22 protein-coding genes are annotated in these 18,232 nt (G+C 39.6%); 18 read left to right on the top strand and 4 right to left on the bottom strand.

Features of this window, described 5'->3' with window-relative positions:
* Positions 1-83: 83 nt before the first annotated feature.
* The 4 genes from AC0VZ9_RS19110 (at position 84) to AC0VZ9_RS19095 (ending at position 3,003) form a co-directional block, all read left to right on the top strand.
* A complete protein-coding gene (locus tag AC0VZ9_RS19110) occupies positions 84-785 on the top strand; it encodes an anthrax toxin lethal factor-related metalloendopeptidase (protein ID WP_019379716.1) in 702 nt (233 codons plus the stop codon).
* 91 nt (positions 786-876) lie between these two features.
* Complete coding sequence (locus AC0VZ9_RS19105) at positions 877-1,671, top strand: thymidylate synthase (RefSeq protein WP_009332622.1); 795 nt, start codon at positions 877-879, stop codon at positions 1,669-1,671.
* Positions 1,668-2,153, top strand: coding sequence for a dihydrofolate reductase (locus AC0VZ9_RS19100; RefSeq protein ID WP_475396621.1), 486 nt, complete (start codon positions 1,668-1,670; stop codon positions 2,151-2,153). The genes AC0VZ9_RS19105 and AC0VZ9_RS19100 overlap by 4 nt, the downstream gene beginning before the upstream one ends.
* 118 nt (positions 2,154-2,271) lie before the next feature.
* The gene (locus AC0VZ9_RS19095; protein ID WP_251175470.1) at positions 2,272-3,003 is read left to right on the top strand and encodes a lysophospholipid acyltransferase family protein; all 732 of its coding nucleotides are present in this window, start codon (positions 2,272-2,274) and stop codon (positions 3,001-3,003) included.
* Between the two features lie 53 nt (positions 3,004-3,056).
* Here the strand turns inward: AC0VZ9_RS19095 and AC0VZ9_RS19090 are convergent, their stop codons facing one another.
* On the bottom strand, positions 3,057-3,293 hold the full coding sequence (locus tag AC0VZ9_RS19090; protein WP_009332619.1) for a hypothetical protein: 237 nt from the start codon (positions 3,291-3,293) through the stop codon (positions 3,057-3,059).
* A 172-nt stretch (positions 3,294-3,465) separates the two neighbouring features.
* Between AC0VZ9_RS19090 and ilvA the strand changes: the two genes are divergently transcribed.
* From ilvA to AC0VZ9_RS19040, 10 genes are all read left to right on the top strand, one after another.
* Positions 3,466-4,734 carry a threonine ammonia-lyase IlvA gene (gene ilvA, locus AC0VZ9_RS19085; RefSeq protein ID WP_009332618.1) on the top strand — a complete coding sequence of 423 codons (1,269 nt, stop codon included), beginning with the start codon at positions 3,466-3,468 and terminating at the stop codon, positions 4,732-4,734.
* A gap of 145 nt (positions 4,735-4,879) precedes the next feature.
* Entirely contained in the window at positions 4,880-5,077 is a 198-nt protein-coding gene (locus AC0VZ9_RS19080; protein WP_009332617.1) for a twin-arginine translocase TatA/TatE family subunit, read from the top strand.
* A 97-nt stretch (positions 5,078-5,174) separates the two neighbouring features.
* Positions 5,175-5,912 (top strand): twin-arginine translocase subunit TatC, encoded by a 738-nt coding sequence (gene tatC / locus AC0VZ9_RS19075; RefSeq protein ID WP_009332616.1) that lies wholly within the window; start codon positions 5,175-5,177, stop codon positions 5,910-5,912.
* An 89-nt stretch (positions 5,913-6,001) separates the two neighbouring features.
* Positions 6,002-6,253: a DUF2535 family protein gene (locus tag AC0VZ9_RS19070; protein ID WP_019379714.1), complete on the top strand. Its 252-nt coding sequence runs from the start codon at positions 6,002-6,004 to the stop codon at positions 6,251-6,253.
* Positions 6,254-6,409: 156 nt separating this feature from the next.
* Positions 6,410-7,255 (top strand): DegV family protein, encoded by an 846-nt coding sequence (locus AC0VZ9_RS19065; protein WP_475396620.1) that lies wholly within the window; start codon positions 6,410-6,412, stop codon positions 7,253-7,255.
* Between the two features lie 249 nt (positions 7,256-7,504).
* A complete protein-coding gene (locus AC0VZ9_RS19060) occupies positions 7,505-9,121 on the top strand; it encodes a sensor histidine kinase (protein ID WP_026041551.1) in 1,617 nt (538 codons plus the stop codon).
* 83 nt (positions 9,122-9,204) lie between these two features.
* A complete protein-coding gene (locus AC0VZ9_RS19055) occupies positions 9,205-10,185 on the top strand; it encodes a nucleoside hydrolase (protein WP_019379713.1) in 981 nt (326 codons plus the stop codon).
* A 158-nt stretch (positions 10,186-10,343) separates the two neighbouring features.
* Positions 10,344-10,925: an SCO family protein gene (locus AC0VZ9_RS19050; RefSeq protein ID WP_009332611.1), complete on the top strand. Its 582-nt coding sequence runs from the start codon at positions 10,344-10,346 to the stop codon at positions 10,923-10,925.
* A 122-nt stretch (positions 10,926-11,047) separates the two neighbouring features.
* Positions 11,048-11,887 (top strand): SGNH/GDSL hydrolase family protein, encoded by an 840-nt coding sequence (locus tag AC0VZ9_RS19045; RefSeq protein WP_251267396.1) that lies wholly within the window; start codon positions 11,048-11,050, stop codon positions 11,885-11,887.
* Complete coding sequence (locus AC0VZ9_RS19040) at positions 11,877-12,458, top strand: YpmS family protein (protein WP_251267395.1); 582 nt, start codon at positions 11,877-11,879, stop codon at positions 12,456-12,458. Before AC0VZ9_RS19045 ends, AC0VZ9_RS19040 begins: the two co-directional genes overlap by 11 nt.
* 57 nt (positions 12,459-12,515) lie before the next feature.
* On the opposite strand, the gene AC0VZ9_RS19035 is transcribed toward AC0VZ9_RS19040, so the two are convergent.
* On the bottom strand, positions 12,516-13,247 hold the full coding sequence (locus tag AC0VZ9_RS19035) for a DUF4397 domain-containing protein (protein ID WP_475396619.1): 732 nt from the start codon (positions 13,245-13,247) through the stop codon (positions 12,516-12,518).
* A gap of 340 nt (positions 13,248-13,587) precedes the next feature.
* On the opposite strand from AC0VZ9_RS19035, the gene rsgA reads away from it, so the two are divergent.
* The 4 genes from rsgA (at position 13,588) to AC0VZ9_RS19015 (ending at position 16,286) form a co-directional block, all read left to right on the top strand.
* Positions 13,588-14,646, top strand: a complete 1,059-nt coding sequence (rsgA, locus tag AC0VZ9_RS19030) for a ribosome small subunit-dependent GTPase A (protein WP_009332607.1) — start codon at positions 13,588-13,590, stop codon at positions 14,644-14,646.
* Between the two features lie 147 nt (positions 14,647-14,793).
* On the top strand, positions 14,794-15,330 hold the full coding sequence (gene msrA, locus AC0VZ9_RS19025; protein ID WP_251175466.1) for a peptide-methionine (S)-S-oxide reductase MsrA: 537 nt from the start codon (positions 14,794-14,796) through the stop codon (positions 15,328-15,330).
* Positions 15,330-15,770 (top strand): peptide-methionine (R)-S-oxide reductase MsrB, encoded by a 441-nt coding sequence (msrB, locus tag AC0VZ9_RS19020; protein WP_475396618.1) that lies wholly within the window; start codon positions 15,330-15,332, stop codon positions 15,768-15,770. Before msrA ends, msrB begins: the two co-directional genes overlap by 1 nt.
* A gap of 18 nt (positions 15,771-15,788) precedes the next feature.
* Positions 15,789-16,286, top strand: coding sequence for a PTS sugar transporter subunit IIA (locus AC0VZ9_RS19015; protein WP_019379710.1), 498 nt, complete (start codon positions 15,789-15,791; stop codon positions 16,284-16,286).
* A 46-nt stretch (positions 16,287-16,332) separates the two neighbouring features.
* On the opposite strand, the gene AC0VZ9_RS19010 is transcribed toward AC0VZ9_RS19015, so the two are convergent.
* Both AC0VZ9_RS19010 and AC0VZ9_RS19005 read right to left on the bottom strand, forming a co-directional pair.
* The gene (locus AC0VZ9_RS19010) at positions 16,333-16,932 is read right to left on the bottom strand and encodes a DUF502 domain-containing protein (RefSeq protein ID WP_009332601.1); all 600 of its coding nucleotides are present in this window, start codon (positions 16,930-16,932) and stop codon (positions 16,333-16,335) included.
* A 31-nt stretch (positions 16,933-16,963) separates the two neighbouring features.
* On the bottom strand, positions 16,964-18,055 hold the full coding sequence (locus AC0VZ9_RS19005; protein WP_019379708.1) for an SGNH/GDSL hydrolase family protein: 1,092 nt from the start codon (positions 18,053-18,055) through the stop codon (positions 16,964-16,966).
* Positions 18,056-18,232 lie beyond the last annotated feature (177 nt).

Here is an 18,232-nt window from a genome sequence, read left to right as displayed (position 1 = left end):
AGGCAGTTCCACAGCTTAGACACTTCAAAGAGCTCTGTTGCCCGTAAATTATACATCTTAGATTAGCAGAAGGGGCTTTTAAAATGCGCAAAATGGCACTGACATTTACAATCATGATGGTTTCCCTTGCACTGCTGGGGAACTCTCAGGCTGCCATGGGCGGGATCAAACTAAAAGATTATCCGAATTCCTCCCAGCTTAAAGAGTTTCTCAGTTTAAAATCTCCACGACAGCTTGGCGGCATTTTTATATTGCCGCTCGAACCTTTTGATGAGGGGGAGGCTGCAGAAATGATTTCCCGGGTGGATAATCTGCCAGCCTCCCTGCTGACCAAAATAGAGGATGAAGATATCAGGGTGAAATTATTCGTAGGAAAGCTTACTGATAATCCTACAGCCCAGCACCTTGAAGGGGTAATTCCCCGCGGCTATACAGGGGGTACCACTTGGGACGATGTCCCGGGGATTGGCGGGGCAAAAACAGTCCTTGTTAAAATAGGCTACAGTGAGAAGGGGAAAGGCCATGGATCCATTAACCTGGAACTTCATGAACTTGCCCATTCTGTTGATCGCTATGTTTACAATGGCATCCGATTTAATCAGAAGTTTCTCTCTGTCTGGAAAGCTGAGAAAGCTAAATTGTTCCCGGGTCAAAACTATTTTCTATCCTTCCCTGAAGAATATTTCGCTGAGGCTTTTGCCATGTATTTTGCAGGCGGGGAATCCAGGAAATCATTAAGTGTGAATGCTCCGAAGACCTATGATTTTATAAACAAATTAAACTAATTTCATCGTATTCTCTTAATTTTTATCCGATGTGAAATTTACGGAAATTCGTGTACAATAGCAATGAGTATTTAAAAAAGGTTGGGTTGAAATGAAACAATATTTGGATCTATGCAAGCATGTTTTGGAGAATGGGACAAAGAAAGAAGACCGCACTGGTACAGGGACAATAAGTACATTTGGCTATCAGATGCGCTTTAACCTGCAGGAAGGCTTCCCATTGGTTACAACAAAGAAATTGCATTTAAAATCCATTATCCATGAGCTGTTATGGTTTTTAAACGGTGATACCAATGTAAAATACCTTCAGGAGAATGGTGTGCGAATCTGGAATGAATGGGCTGACGAGGAAGGCAATCTTGGGCCGGTATATGGTCATCAATGGAGATCATGGACAGGTGCCGATGGAAATACAGTTGATCAGATTAGCAGCCTGATTGACCAGATTAAAACAAATCCTGATTCCCGCCGGCTGATAGTAAATGCCTGGAACGCAGGAGAGATAGAAAAAATGGCTTTGCCGCCTTGCCACTGCATGTTCCAGTTTTATGCAGCAGATGGAAAGCTTTCCTGCCAGCTTTATCAGAGATCTGCGGATGTTTTTCTCGGGGTTCCGTTTAATATTGCTTCCTATGCTTTACTGACTATGATGGTTGCACAGGTGTGCGATCTGGAGCCTGGTGAATTCGTACATACTTTCGGAGATGTGCATATTTACCAGAATCATATTGACCAGGTAAACCTCCAGCTGAGCCGTGATCCCCGGCCGCTTCCAAAAATGATCATTAATCCGGATGTGAAAGATATTTTCAGCTTTAAGTTTGATGATTTCCAGCTGGAAGACTATAATCCCCACCCTCATATTAAAGGAGTTGTCAGTGTATGATTTCTTTAATGTGGGCAATGGATGAGAATCGAGTGATCGGCAAGGATAATAAACTTCCCTGGCATCTGCCTGAGGATTTAAAGTTCTTTAAAAGAACTACGATGGGACATCCGATTGCCATGGGACGAAAAACCTGGGATTCAATCGGAAGACCTCTGCCGGGGAGAGAGAATATTGTTATTACCCGGAATAAATCCTTTTCCTGTGAAGGATGCACAGTTGTAAATACGGTTGAAGAGCTTCTGAAGTACAGCGGTGTAAAGGAAGATGAAATCTTCGTCATTGGCGGTGCCGAGATTTTTAAAGCCATCCTTCCTGCAGCATATCGTCTCTATTTGACTATGATTTATGACCAATTTGCAGGAGACACATACTTTCCGGAATTAGACATGTCAGAATGGGATCTCCTTTCAAGGGAGAAGGGCACCAGGGATGAAAAAAATCCATATGATTTTGAATTCCTCATTTATAAAAGAAAATAATCTTAAAAGCAGCTCGCTCCGGCGGGCTGCTTTGTTTTTATCATTTATTCTGTAAACATATAGTGAAAGGAACCTGATTATTATATAATGTAAACCATCCCAAGATCTGGAGGTCATTATGCTTCGATTAATAATCTTTTTTCTGTATATGGGCGGATATTTGGTTTATAGCCTGCCTGCACTAACCCGAATGAGGAAACTGAATGCTGCGCTCCCTGTTGAGGAACGAGACCGCATTATCCATAATGTGCCGCAGAAGTGGTCCAGGACAATTATGAAAATCTCAGGCTCTCAAGTGAAAGTTAAGGGGCAGGAATTGATTCCGGGCGGACCTGTTGTCATTGTTTGCAACCATGAAGGGGATTTTGATATTCCAGTCCTTCTTGCATCTATTGATAAACCTTTTGGTTTTATTTCAAAAGTTGAAGTTAAGAAAGCACCCATTATCTCTTCATGGATGGAAGTCATGAACTGTGTTTTTATTGATCGCAGCAATCGCAGCAAGGCTGTCAATTCTTTAAAGGATGCTGCATTACTATTAAGGCAGGGGCACTCTCTCCTGATTTTTCCGGAAGGAACCAGAAGCAAGGGCGGTCAGGTAGCGCCTTTTAAGGTGGGCGGATTCAGGCTTGCACAGGATGCAGGTGTTCCGATTGTGCCAATTTCCATTAAAGGGACAGCTGATGTGTTTGAAAAGAATGGGAGGCTCATAAAGCCGGCTAAAATAGAAATCCAGGTGTGTAAGCCTGTGAATTCCAGGATCGTTCAAAATATGGAAGCAAAGTTTCTTGCGCAGGAAGTAAGAGAAATAATCTGCAGCAGCCTTACAGGCAAGAAGATCGCGTCATAAGAAGAAGGCCCCTTTCAGTCAGGGGCCTTATTTAAATTATGCGGTTAATTAAATTAGAAATTGGGATTCACTAAATAATCTGTCATTTTCTGAATCATTCCGTGGTATTCTTTGGGATCGCAAAACTCTTCTGCTGTAAAGTTGGTTTTCACCCATTGTATTAATTCGTCAGCACTGTTGAAGTACTCTCCGCTCGTGTCGCTTTTCCGAATCATATACCTGCCGTTATCTTCATCCAATGTTACTTCTACAGGCAAAGCGCTATCCAGACTGCATAAAGAAAACTCCATTCCGGCACCCCTTTGAGATATAAATTAGCTTTTGCTTATTATATGTCAGTTTCAGCGATTTCTATCCTTAAAATAATTCGAAAAATGTAAATTTTAAAAAAACCCGATTGAAATCATGATTTGTCATGGTATAATGTACAAATTAATAACTTGTAAAGAAGAGGGTGGCAAAATGGAACAGAAGGTAATGACAAAAAAATGGGTGCAGTTGGAAGATATTTTGATTGCATACCAGCAGCTAAAGGATATTGTTGCCCATACACCTTTACAGAAAAATGAACGTCTATCAGAAAAGTATGGGTGCAATGTCTATCTGAAAAGAGAAGATCTTCAGCATGTCCGCTCATTTAAATTAAGAGGTGCCTACTATAAAGTTAAATCTTTAACTGCGGTGGAGCTGGAAAATGGTGTTGTCTGTGCAAGTGCTGGGAACCATGCACAGGGAGTTGCCTATGCATGCAGGCATCTTGGCGTCCAGGGAAAAATTTTTATGCCGGCAACCACACCGAGACAAAAAGTAAGTCAGGTGGAGCTGTTTGGGAGGGACTCAGTGGAAATCATTCTCGTAGGAGATACCTTTGATGATTCCTATTACGAAGCTCTTAAATGTGCAGAGGCGGAAAGCAGGGCATTTATTCACCCATTTGATGATCAAATGGTGATTGCAGGACAAGGGACAGTAGCGGTGGAAATCCTTAACGACTGTGAAGAGCCTGCAGATTTTGTTTTTGCGAGTATTGGCGGAGGCGGATTAATGGCCGGACTGAGCACTTACATAAAAAGTATATCACCGGAAACACAGATGATTGGAGTAGAACCGGCAGGAGCACCATCGATGAGTGAATCTATCAGGGCTCAAGCAGTAGCGCCTCTCGAGGAAATTGATAAGTTCGTAGATGGAGCGGCAGTAAAATGTGTCGGTGAAAAAACCTATGAAATCTGCAATGAGCTTGTTGATGATATTTTCATGGTGCCTGAAGGGAAAGTGTGTACGACGATCCTTGAATTATATAATGAGCATGCGATTGTGGCTGAGCCTGCAGGTGCGCTGCCAATAGCCGCACTTGATATGTGCAGGGAGCAAATTAAAGGAAAGAATGTCGTATGTGTGATCAGCGGCGGCAATAATGATATTGGACGAATGCAGGAAATAAAAGAGAGGTCCTTGCTTTATGAAGGCCTGCTTTACCACTTTATTGTGAATTTCCCTCAGCGTGCCGGAGCATTAAGAGAGTTTCTTGACGAGGTTCTTGGCCCGGCAGACGATATTACACGTTTTGAGTACACGAAGAAAAATAATAAAGAAAATGGTCCAGCCCTTGTGGGAATTGAGTTAAAGCATAAAGAGGACTATAGTGACCTCATTTTAAGAATGAATAAAAAAGGATTTTCATACAAAGAGATAAACAAAGACAGTAACCTTTTTCATCTGCTGGTATAAGCACCCGGATGACTTGGCAGCTTCATATTATTTACTATGATTTGTGACTGAAATATGAATTTTGATGATATCTGTGACATTTCCTTTGAAAAGTACTATAATCGTATTAGATTCAGATGGGAAGTACTTAAAAGGAGATGTGAATATGCTTTCAAATATTGGTGTTCCGGGATTAATTTTAATCCTTGTTTTAGCGTTAATCATATTCGGACCAAAAAAACTGCCGGAAATTGGCCGTGCTTTTGGTGAAACACTTAGAGAATTCAAAAAATCCACCCGTGATTTAACGAGTGACGTAATGGAAGAATTTGAACAGGATTCTAAGAAAAAAACGGTTAAATAAGGTGTAAGGATATACTTCTTGCACCTTTTTGTTTTGGTTTCAGATACAGCAGGCTGGGCCATAGCCTGGTTTTTTATAAAATTAGCAGGAGAATTATATGGAAGAAAAAGAGTTAAATTTAGTCGAACATCTAGATGAATTAAGAAAAAGACTCATTATAACGGCATCAGCATTTATCCTGTTTTTTATTGCAGGCTTTGTTTTTGTGGAGGATATTTATAAATGGCTGGTAAGAGACCTGGACGTCAAATTGATTGTCCTGGGTCCAAGTGATATTATCTGGGTTTACTTTATGCTTGCTACGGTCATTGCAGTTGCAGGAACAATTCCCGTTCTGGCTTTGCAGATTTGGCTTTTTGTCAAGCCTGCCCTGACAGCCGCTGAGCGGAAGATTTCTCTTTCTTATGTGCCGGCGCTTTTTATATTGTTCATTATTGGTCTTTGCTTTGGCTATTTTGTCATTTTCCCCACAGTATTGAGTTTTCTTGTTGAATTGGGTGGAGAAATGTTTGAGGCTAATTTCACTGCGGATAAATATTTCCGCTTTGTCCTAAATATGACTTTGCCTTTTGGAGTTTTGTTTGAACTCCCTGTAGTCATCATGTTCCTGACTTCGCTTGGAATCATTAATCCTTATGTGCTTACTAAAATCAGGAAGTATGCTTATTTTGTCCTTGTCGTGATTTCAGTTGTTATATCACCTCCTGACTTCATGTCTGATATTCTTGTCACTATTCCATTGCTTCTGCTTTATGAAATAAGCATCAACTTATCTAAAATTGTTTACAAAAGAAAGCTGAAAAAGGCAGAGAATTCAGGAGAGGCATCTTCTTAAAAAAATTAATCAGATAGCATAATCAGACACATTTCGAGCCGTATTTGGGGTATAATATAAACAAACGGGTGAAAAAGAGGATTGATATTTTGCTATTTAAAAGCCTAGAGTTCAAAAATGCTGTTGGACAGAAGGTAAAAATTATTGAAATTCCTGTATTGGCAAAAGATAGCCCTTATTATTTTATGATCCAAGTCCGTTTGAAAACTTTTATTGCGGCCACTAACGCCAATGAGAAAACACTTAAGAACCATTCATTTAGAGAATATCTAAAGCGAGTTTTAAAGTGGCCCGTCTATGAAGAGATTTTTAAGACTCCAGAATTAAAAAATAACGCTTAACAACTTTGATGCCGGCAGCCAGCCGGTATTTTTTTGGCCACTTGAGGAGGAGAAATACAGGCTTTATATTTATCGCTTTATATTTATCGCTTTATTTGTATTTTGCTTAAATGTATAATATGAACTAATTGTTAATCCAGGGGAAGTGAAAGCATAATGGCTAAAATTAAAATTGTAACAGATTCTACAGCTGACCTATCCAGCGAATTGATTGAAAAATTCGATATTGAAGTTGTCCCGCTATCTATTCACATAGAAGGTAATACATACTTGGACCGGGTTGATATTACTCCATCTGAATTCATGAGAAAAATGAAAGAAACGGACGAGTTGCCTAAAAGCTCCCAGCCTCCTGCAGGAGTATTAGCTGAGGTGTATGACAGGTTTGGTGACCAAGGCTATGATATTCTCTCTATTCATATGACTGGCGGAATGAGCGGTACTGTTCAATCAGCAGAAAGTGCAGCAGCTATGTCACATGCAAATGTTACAGTGGTTGATTCAAGATATATATCCAAAGCACTGGCTTTTCAAGTATTGGAGGCTGCAAAAATGGCCAGCGAAGGGAAAAGTATTCAGGAAATTGTCAGCCGGCTGGAAACCATTCGCAGTAATACTAAATTATTTGTAGTAGTAGATACGCTGGAAAATCTTGTGAAAGGCGGAAGAATCGGCAAAGGCAAGGCCATGATCGGGTCCTTGCTGAATATAAAACCAATTGCCTCGCTTGAAGGCGGTGTATACACACCAGTTGCCAAAGTAAGAAGCCATACCCAGGTGGCCAAGTATTTGGCCAAGCAATTTGCAGAGGATATCAAAGGGAAAACAATAAAAGGTGTAGGCCTTGTCCATGCAGAAGGCATTGAGTTAGCTTCTAAACTGAAGAAAATGATTGAAGAGCTGGATGCTGCTGCAGAAATTGAAATCGAAGAAACAACTCCAATTATCAGTACACATACGGGACCAGGAGCAATTGGATTTATGTATCATCTGGAAGATTAATAAAACGGACGCATGGCTATCAGGCTATGCGTTTTTTTGCAGTTTAGGAATTTATAAAATATAACGATGTGAATAACTTTGATGAAAAATTATCTGCATCCAGCTCCTACCCGATCAAGGGCCTTCCGTTTTTGACCAGGATATAAATGCTGCACTTTTAAAACTTTGGCGTTTTTAGAGGATTTCAGCAGAATTTTGCCGAAAAAGGTTAGATAGCTACTTAGAATATAAGGAATCGGTGACTGCTATATGAAGGATCAAATAAAAAATCTGCCTTTGTTCAGAAAAGTACTGTTATTCTCCTTCCTCATTTCTATCTTTGTCACAGTTTTTACAGCAGGCATCAGCTTTATGGTTGAAACCCGGCATCTGGAGAAGCAGCTTACAGATAGAGTGACTGACATGGCTTCTCTTTGGAGCTCTGTTATAGAGTACAAAGATGTTGAAAAAGTAAAGGAATATCAGGATCCGTCCGATCCGGCTTATAAAAGGCTGCAACATGTTATTTCATTGGTAAATGAAAAGGCAGCCTATTCAAATGCTTCACTGCTGATGCCGGAAAAAAGTGATGATAACTCGGTAAAGTTATTAGTAACTTCCAAAAGCTCTAAAGAAATGGGCCTGGAATCATTTTCATTTTATTCGGCAAGTGACGATTTTATAGATGGTTTAACGGAAGCTGTGCAGAAGAGAAGTACTGCATCCAGTAAGGTTTATCAGGATCAGTTTGGCACCTGGATTTCTGCCTTTTCACCTATTGTGGACTCTAAAGGAAATATTATTGCCATATTATGTATCGATATTGATGCTGCTGTGCTGAAATCGATTCAAAGAGATTTAGCCCTTTATTTATCAGGCTTATTTTTAATCATTATCTTTTTAGTATATTTTGTTTTGAAACGGGGTCTTAAAAAAGTATTAGAGCCAATTAATGATATTATTTCAGGTTTTAAAGAAGTCAGCAGCGGTAACTTTAACGTAAAGTTAAAGCCTTCTAATCAAGCAGATTTAGGCATTCTTTCAGAGAGATTTAACTTTATGACCACCCGGCTGGCTATCCTTTTTGAAAGACTGTCTGCCACTTCCGAGCAATTTGGGACAGTGCCAAGGAATACTCCCTCTTCACATCGCTTTGAAGAAGCAATAGGGGAAATGGAGCATATCATGGAAAGGACAAAGATTCTTAAAGAGCTGCAAAGAGCTGAAAAGATGAACGCAATTGGCCAGCTTGCTGCTTCGGTGGCACATGAAATCAGAAACCCAATGACGGTAGTAAAAGGATTTCTACAAATTTTTTTGGCTAAGGAAGAAATGACCGAAGAAGAAAAAATGTACATAAAGCTTATGATTGACGAGATGGATAGGGCGGAAACAATCATAAATGATTATTTATCCCTTGCCAAACCTGATATAGAACAAGTAGAGGCAATTAATGCCGGAGAACTTGCTGCCGGTGTAATTGATCTAATGAACTCTTATGCCATGATGTCAAAAAATATATCTGTTGCTTCCGAGATATCTGAAGGTATATGGATACAAGGGAATGCCAGTGAGTTAAAGCAGGTTTTGATCAATATTTATAAAAACGGCATTGAAGCCATGAAAAATGGGGGCTGTTTGTCACTTTCGGTATCCACTGAAGGTATATATGGTGTTTTTGAAATTTCTGATACCGGGATTGGTATGACAAGAGAAGAAATGGATAGATTGGGAACCGCTTTTTATTCTTTGAAAGAAAAGGGAACTGGGATGGGCCTGCTGGTATGCTACCAAATTGTCGACCGGATGAAGGGACGTATTGAGGTTAATAGTGAAAAAGGAAAAGGAACGGTATTCCGGATATTCATTCCGCTGGCAATTGATTAGATTTATAGAGCTTTATCCTGTAATTGAAAATATTTGCCATTCTTGTTTATCCCCCGAATAAAATGAATTATGGGGGTGTAGGGTTGAAGAAAAAAAATGTCCTTTTATTCAGTGACTTTGGAATAGATGATTTTGTTGCGGTGATCTTTGCCTTTTTCTCAGAAGAAATCAATATCGTGGGGATTGTTGCTGATTATGGAAATGTATCAAGGGAAGATGCCATCCGAAATGCTGCATACCTGCAAGAAGTAACTGGACACAAGGAAATTCCTGTATTCAGCGGAGCTGTTTTGCCATTAACCGGGGAAGTTCCGGTGTATTATCCTGACGTCCACGGTATAGAGGGACTCGGCCCGATTGTGCCGAATCTGGAGAATTCCAATGACATATTTGAAAATTTTGATGATTTCAAAGGCCTGATCCAGAAGTATGAAAATGATATAATTATAGTAAATGTAGGCAGGCTTTCATCACTGGCTGCGGCATTTATTCTTTACCCTGGACTCATGAGTAAAGTCAGTGACTTTTACATAATGGGAGGGGCATTTAATGTTCCTGGCAATGTGACTCCGGTAGCTGAAGCAAATTTTTATGGTGATCCATATGCGGCCAATGTCGTGTTTGCGAATGCACCGAAGAAAATTCATATTCTTCCTTTGGATGTAACGATGTCTGCAATCATTACACCAGCTGTTGTCGACGCCCTTGATGCTTATTATCAGTCTGTACAAAATAAAGTAGGCTTGCTTATTAAGCCTATGGTTGATTATTATTTTCATTTTTATAAAGGAACCTCCCCTGGCATAAGCGGCAGTCCCCTGCACGATTTGTTAACCTTTTGGGCAATGCTAGAAGAAGCTGAAATTCAATATATGGAAGTCCCGGTAAAAATAATTGTCAACAGAGGGGAGGCGTTCGGCCAGAGCATTGGAGATTTTAGGAATGCACCTCCTGAAGATAAGATGAAATACCGGATTCATCGGATTGCTGTACAATTTAATTATTCAAGTTTTATCAGGAAATTTTATGAGATAATGACCAATCATAAAACGAAAACACCCTAAAAGGAAAAATGTGTTTATGCGGATGCTTCCGGCTTATCCCGCTATTTCTTAAAAAAGAGGCAAAAGCTTCTATTCACAAGTTTGTCACAAGTACTTCTTTCTTCTTTCAAGAATATTTGCTAAAATTAGCATCGTAACTAATTAAAGCAGGTGAATGTATGAGAAAAAGAGTTTTTGCCATTATCGTTTCAGTTTTTATGCTTTTAGTCCTTTCAGCATGTGGACAGAGTGGCATAAAGGATGCGTTAAACTGGGAACTTGCAGATTTTAAGTATACAAATCAGGACAATCAGGAAATTGGTTTAAAGGATCTTGAAGGCAAGGTATGGGTTGCGGACTTTATTTTTACTAACTGTGAAGATGTATGTATGCCAATGACAGCTAATATGAAGAAGCTTCAGGATTTGGCTAAGAAGGAAGGCATTAAAAATATCGAATTTGTTTCTTTCAGTGTTGACCCCAAGGTTGATACACCGGAGGTATTAAAGGAATTTGCATCAACATACAATGCAGATTTCACCAATTGGCATTTTCTGACCGGCTATTCCCAGGAAGAAATTGAAAAGTATGCTATGGAATATTTCAAAGCCATTGTGAAAAAGCCGCAAACAGGCGATCAGGTTATCCATGGAACTGATTTTTACCTTGTTGACCAGAACGGCAATGTAATGAAATATTATACCGGTCTTAATGAAATTCCATTAGATGAAATAATGAATGATATTAAAGCCTTGCAATAGACCTTGGAAAAGGTCTATTTTTCTTTTCAGATAAGCCCGGGAACCTTCCGGGCAAAAGCTAATTCTTTTTAATAGTAAAGTACATGTTATAATATGATTGAATTATATAGGCAGGTGATAGTATGATAAAAAAATTCACCTTCATCTTTTTGATCATGCTTCTTCTCGCCTCCTGCAGTTCCTCAAACAACAGCGAAATCATTCATTCTGAAAAAGAATCTAAACTTGCACTTAAAGAGGAGATTCCCTTCGACTTTTTTCCAAGAAATATTACTGTTGCTGCAGTAGGGGACTCTTTAACCCAGGGGGTTGGAGACAGTACTGAACGCGGAGGCTACGTGCCATATCTTGAAATGTCACTGGAAAAAGACAAAAGTGTGCAAGACGCTGTTTTTTATAATTTTGGAGTAAGAGGCAATCGTTCCGATCAATTATTGAAAAAGCTAGGGACTGAAGAAGTAAAAGATGTTGTGAAGAGTGCAGACGCGGTTATCATAACCATTGGCGGAAATGATGTGATGAAAGTAGTCCGCGAGAATTTTTCAAACCTAAAGCTGAGAGCTTTTGTTAAGGAAAAGAAAAAATATGAGCAGAATCTGATTGATGTTTTAGATGCGATTAAAGAGGTAAACCCTAATAGTAAAATCATTTTAATAGGATTATATAATCCCTTCTTAAAATGGTTTTCCGAAATAACGGAAATAAATGATATTCTTGAAGATTGGAATGGCACAAGCCAGACAATATTAAAAAAGTATCCGGGAACCTATTTTGTTGAAATAGATGATATTTTCGAAAATACCGATGATAATCTTTTATATACAGACTATTTTCACCCAAATGACAAAGGATATGAATTAATAGCTGACCGAGTTCATCAAATCCTCACAGAAGAAGTTCTGAAAGAAATTCCGTATAAAAGGAAAGCAGAAGGAAATGGAGAGAAGATTATTGAAAGTTAGCAAATGGAAAAAGCTGTTTTTTGCGCTGCTGGTCATTAATGCACTCATCTTAATTGTGCTGTTTATTTTTATCAGCATGCCGGCAGATGATGAAGGCTATACAGCGATCACCGAGAATAGTGATAATTATGTTCCTTTTAACATAAAAGCCAATAAAGAAGACTTGAATAGAGTCATTAACCACTATCTTGAAAAAGAAGGACTGACAGGGGCAATAGATTATAAAGTTCTCTTGAATGATGAAGTTGATTTATATGGCACAATCCCTTTTTTCAGCCAGGATTTGCAAATGAAATTATCATTTGAACCAGAAGCCTTGGAGAATGGGGATGTTGTCCTCCAGCAAAAGTCCATATCTGTAGGGCAGCTGAATCTTCCTGTATCACATGTCCTAAAGCTGGTAAAAGACCGCTACAAGGTTCCAGAAGGGGTCACAATCCAGCCGCAGAAAGAACGAATTTATGTGTCGCTGCAGGAGATGAAGCTGAAAAGTGATGTGAAAGTAAAAGTGGATGAATTTAATTTAAAGCAGGATGATATTCGTTTTACCCTTCTTGTGCCGGTTAAATGAGAAAAGGGAATCCTTTCGCAAAGGATTCCTTTTTCTGTTAATGGGTATTTGAACCCATTAGTCTGGAATCAGAATTGCTTCAAGCACAGGCTCATTGGCAACAGAACCTACAGCCAATAGGGTGTAAGCCTGGTCTGCTTGAAATTGCATCCGAGGAATTGCCAGGGCTACATTGGGGGTGCCTGATATCCTTGCTTCCAAGTCGACAGTCATTGGAGTTAAGGCCAGATATTTGCTTGCCTGCCTGAAAGCGATATTGGGAAAAACGACATCCCGGTTTTTTACGGCGATATCAACCGCAGGAGCATCAGCTGAAAGATGGGCAAATCTGACTTTTGTTTCTCCAGCAGGCACTTTATGGTGGTCTTCTAAAATAACAAGCTTTAATTTCGATGCAATTCCTGCGGCAGCAATGATTTTTCTGCTTAGAAGCGTGGACACCATATTGCCTGCTCGATATATGTCTATCTGATGCTTGCCGGCTGGCAGGGAAGCATAGCCGCTTGCTTCTTTATAGTGGAAGTCCTTCAAAATACGCGTACCGTCTACATAAATATCAACCTGACCGGCATCAGGTGAACCATGAAAGATCCGTACTTTTGCCTGCTGTCCCTCAGAAGGCTGCTGGTTTTGTGTCCGCATTATTTGAAAAGCCTGATTCAGGCAATGTAAATGTTTATAGTAATAAGCAATATGCTGTGCAGGATCAATATATTTAAAATACTGCGAAAGAAGATCATACTTAGCTGCTCTTTGGAAGTACCATTGCCGATTTCTCTCTGAAGCCATGCTTCTCCCTCCTAAATCTGCTCCAATAACATATGATTCTGACTGGATGAATGCCACATGGGGAAAATGAAGTAGAGAAAAAAATAGGCTTTACTTCTGGTGCAATATTCCATATAATATAAACAAATAAACGAAAGCGGGTGATGTGCTATGAAAAGAGAAATTTATGCAAATACGTTCATTGTAAAAAATTCAGGCACAGCCCAAATGGAGATCGTTTAATCGAGCGGAACAGTTAGTTTTCCACTGCTTATTGAACCTTGCATTATTAAACCATGGGCTGATTGCCTATGGTTTTTTGTATGTAAATTAAATTTCTATAAGCATGGAGGAACAAACATTGACAATCAATAAATTTGGATTTAATAACTTTTTTAAAGAGGCTTTTTCAGTGTATGAAGATAAAGATTATCAAATTGGCCGTGTTGCACTAGAGCATAAAAGAATGTATCGCGTTTGGACAGATAACTCTGAAATGCTTTGCGAAGTATCAGGGAAGTTTTCTTTCAGTGCATCTTCAAGGGAAGATTATCCAGCTGTCGGTGACTGGGTTGTCATCAAAGAAAGGGCAGGAGAACAGCGAGGGACGATTCATGCTGTCCTTCCAAGAAAAAGCAAATTTTCACGGAAAACTGCAGGGATGAATACTGAAGAGCAAATTGTAGCAGCCAATGTAGACACTATTTTCCTTGTTAATTCTCTTAACGAGGATCTTAATTTAAGGAGATTGGAACGTTATTTGCTTTTATCATGGGAAAGCGGGGCAAATCCTGTTATAGTTCTTACCAAGGCTGATCTTTGTGAAAATCTGGAGGATCAGCTTGCTGATGTGGATAGTGTCGCCATGGGTGTTCCTGTTATCTCAATCAGCGTCATTGAAGAGAAGGGAATAGACCAGCTTAAGCCTTTTTTAGAGCCAGGAAAAACAATCGCCTTACTCGGCTCTTCAGGCGTAGGGAAATCCACTCTTACAAATTACCTTCTTGGCGAGGATAAGCAAAAAGTCCAGGATATTAGGATTAGTGATGATAAAGGAAAGCATACAACTACCCATCGGGAGCTCATCCTGCTGCCTGACGGTGCCATATTAATTGATACTCCAGGAATGAGAGAGCTTCAGCTGTGGGAAAGTGAAAATGGGCTTTCTGAAAGCTTCACAGATATTGAGCAAGCCGCTGAAAACTGCAGGTTCAGGGACTGTACACATGAAAATGAGCCAGGCTGTGCTGTGCATAGGTTGATAGAGGATGGAGACATATCAGGGGAACGTCTTAACAGCTATAAAAAGCTTCTCAAGGAACTCGCTTATCTGGACAGAAAGCAGGATAAGAGAGCCCAATCTGAAGAACGCAAACGCTGGAAAAAAGTGAGTGCCGGAGCAAAGAACAAAAGAATGTGAAAATTCATAAACCTCAGAAACCTCTTCGCTAAAGAGGTTTCTTTTGCATATAAGGAATCTTTTCATTAATCTTATGTATATAGCTTTAAATTATCATTCTAAGGGAAAAAGTAAAAGATAGAAAAGTGCCGGAAAGAGGTGGAGTAAATGACAGAGAAACTATTTGAAAAGGCAACATTTGCAGGAGGCTGCTTTTGGTGTATGGTAAAACCTTTTGATGAACAGCCTGGAATTAAAGAAGTAATATCCGGATATACCGGAGGGAATGTAAAAAATCCTACTTACCAGCAAGTCTGTTCAGAAACGACTGGTCATTACGAAGCAGTTCAAATTACATTTGATCCTGTGGTTTTCCCATATGAAAAGCTTCTTGAACTATATTGGCAGCAGATTGACCCAACAGATGCAGGCGGGCAGTTCTATGATCGCGGCCAATCATATCAGACAGCGATTTTCTATCATAATGAAAAACAAAAGCAATCAGCAGTAGAATCCAAACAAAAGCTTGAAGAAACCGGACCATTTACGAAACCGATAGTTACCAGGATTCTGCCTGCTTCAGACTTTTATCCTGCAGAAGACTATCATCAGCATTATTACAAAAAAAATCCGGATAGATACAGTTCCTATCAATCCGGCTCTGGAAGAAAGGCATTTATTAATAAGCATTGGGGTGAAAGATAATGGCAAAAAATAGAGAAGATTTAAAGCAGAAACTTGATCCAATGCAATATGAAGTCACTCAGAATAATGGCACGGAGCCGCCATTCCGCAATGAATATTGGAATGAATTTAAAGAGGGAATCTATGTCGATATTGTTTCCGGCAAGCCTCTCTTCAGCTCAAAAGACAAGTATGACGCAGGATGTGGCTGGCCAAGCTTCACAAAGCCCCTACAGGATGAAGAAATTGTGGAAAAAGAAGATCGCAGCCACTTTATGGTTAGAACGGAAGTGAGAAGCAAATCAGCCGATTCTCATCTTGGTCATGTTTTTGATGATGGGCCGGGACCTGAGGGCCTCCGTTATTGCATTAATTCTGCTGCACTAAGGTTTATTCCTAAGGAAAAACTGGAGGAAGAAGGCTATAAAGAATTTCTGCAATTATTTAATGATGCAAACTAAGAAATGGAAGGTGTTTTTATGTTTAAGAAATTATTTGGCAAAAAGGAAGCAGTTAAAGCAATTGAGGTTAAGGCTGCTTTGACAGGCACGGCAGTTAATCTGGAAGACGTGCCTGATCCTGTATTTGCAGAAAGAATGATGGGGGACGGTATTGCAATCGAACCTGCAGAAGGGGTGGTTGTTTCCCCGGTAAATGGAGAAGTAGTTCAAGTGTTTCCTACCAAGCATGCAATTGGCATTCGTGCTGAGAATGGTGCAGAGATTTTAATTCATATAGGCCTTGAAACGGTTTCGATGAAAGGGGAAGGGTTTGAGACCCATATTTCCGAAGGATCAAAGGTCAGTGAAGGGGATAAGCTTGTCACTTTTGATTTAGCTCTAGTTAAAGAAAAGGCAAAGAGCACTATCACTCCGATCATTGTCACTAATGGCGACCAGGTCGCTTCTCTTGAGAAGAGTGTGGAGGGACCTGTGGCTAGAGGGACATCTACGATTATGACTGTTACTGCAAAATAATTAGAAAAAGCCGCCTAATTTTTAGGCGGCTTTTTCTGATTATTTCTTAAAAACTCCGGTCCTTTTCCGGAACTCCCTTCGAGGTCATTCCTCCAGATAGAATAAATTTCATTGCATTTTCCGGCTTAACATCTATGATCTCGATTTGATCCTTTGGTATTAAGAATGTGAAGCCGGCTACCTGGAAAGTCTGCGGAACATAGACAGCCGCATATTCCTTCAGCGGGTCATAAAATTCTTCCAATTCTTCTGAAGTAATAAACCCGAGACTCTTCATTTCGGTCCCAGGGATTGTAACCAATGCTACTTTTGAGAAAGATTTCTTTTCACCCAAGAAGGAATGGACAGTATCTTTAATGACTGTGTAAATCGTTTTAACAAGAGGAATTCTTTCCAGCATTCGATCCACAAGTTTAATAATGGAACCTGTAAGGAAATTGGTGGAAAGCCATCCTAATAAAGTAATCAGGATAAGTGTAGCTATTAGTCCGATTCCAGGGATATAATCATCTTTTAAATAAGGCTTTAAGAGATTCCCCAAAATGCTGTCTAAAAACAAAAAGGTTTTTACCACAACAAATATTGCTAAAATAATGGGCACAATTGTTAGAATCCCATTGATAAAATTCTTTAATAAACTTTTCATGAATTTCTCCTCAATCGAACGAAAAACCTTCCTATTCTGATCTGCTCAGGATGGAAGAAATTTGAATAACAGCATCGTTCGTGCTGTTGTTTACTGATTTTTCATCCGATACAATAAATTTCACATGGTGCGTTCCGTGATCAAGGCCGCTAATGATATACTGGTATCGCTCTTTAGTTAATGGCCACCAAGCGGATAAAGATGTGATATATGCATCATCTATAAAAACATCCATCTTTCCGCCTTTTTCACTTCGAATCATATTGACGCCTAGGAAGGGGCCGCTAAATTGATATTCAAGACTGTCACCCGCCTTGCTGCTCTCCCAAATGCCGTCTTTGTGAATAAATGAACCCGATATGTCCGTTACATGAGGAATCGATGCTATTTCAATATCCGCATTTTCATGAATGGGGGCAGAAAGTTCAGCAATTTCTGCATGACTGCCGGCTAATTCTCTTATTTTCTTTATTAGTGTATCTGCATATATTTTGTAGCCCTCATCATTTGGATGGACCATATCCTTTGTCAGTTCCTGAGCAGGCAATCCGGATTGTCCGAACGGCTTTCTCATATCCACATTTTTTGCGCCATAGTGATTAGAAATAACAGAAATGGCCTGGACAAATGCTTCATTATCAAGCGGATTTTCTGTAATGGTTATGATCTCGGTATCAGGGTAGAGCTGTTTGGTTTTCCGGATAAGCCCTTCGTAGAAATATGAAAATTGCTTTTCATCCATATATTTGCGGTCATTCTCCCCAAACACGATAAAAGTTAAATCAATTTTCCCTAAATGTTCGGATTGCTGAAGCTTATATAAGCCTTCAAAGGCAGTGGCACCGCTTTGGACTATAGAATGCCTTCTGGCTTTGATTTCAAATTCACTATGAAGATGCCGCTCAAGCCTTGTAAACCATGCAGATGATTTGGAGGTCGCACCTGACCCCCTGCCAATGCTATCCCCGATAATGAGGTAATTGATATTCTCTTTTGATGATAACTTTTGATACACGTTAGTTGGATTTGCCCCTTCAACTTTAGATAGGCTATCAAACAAATGATACAAACCATATATAAAAGTGATGATAAAAAAATATATGCCGATCTTCCTTTTCTTCATTGGTTTGAATCCCCCGCTTCTTTTCTGAATCCTTAATGTTATCGTACCCTAATAATGGCTATGGGGGAAGATTTAAAATGGAGTTCAGCGTTTTTTTATAAAAATGGGCAAATGCACATGCGGGTCAAGTTCTCCGCACATACATTAATATTGAAAATGCCCAAGAAATCTTGTTGA

The sequence above is a fragment of the Cytobacillus sp. QJM3NY_8 genome, from assembly GCF_056173585.1.
The sequence above is the reverse complement of the archived record's forward strand: the minus strand, read 5'-3'. Positions and strand labels throughout refer to the sequence as shown.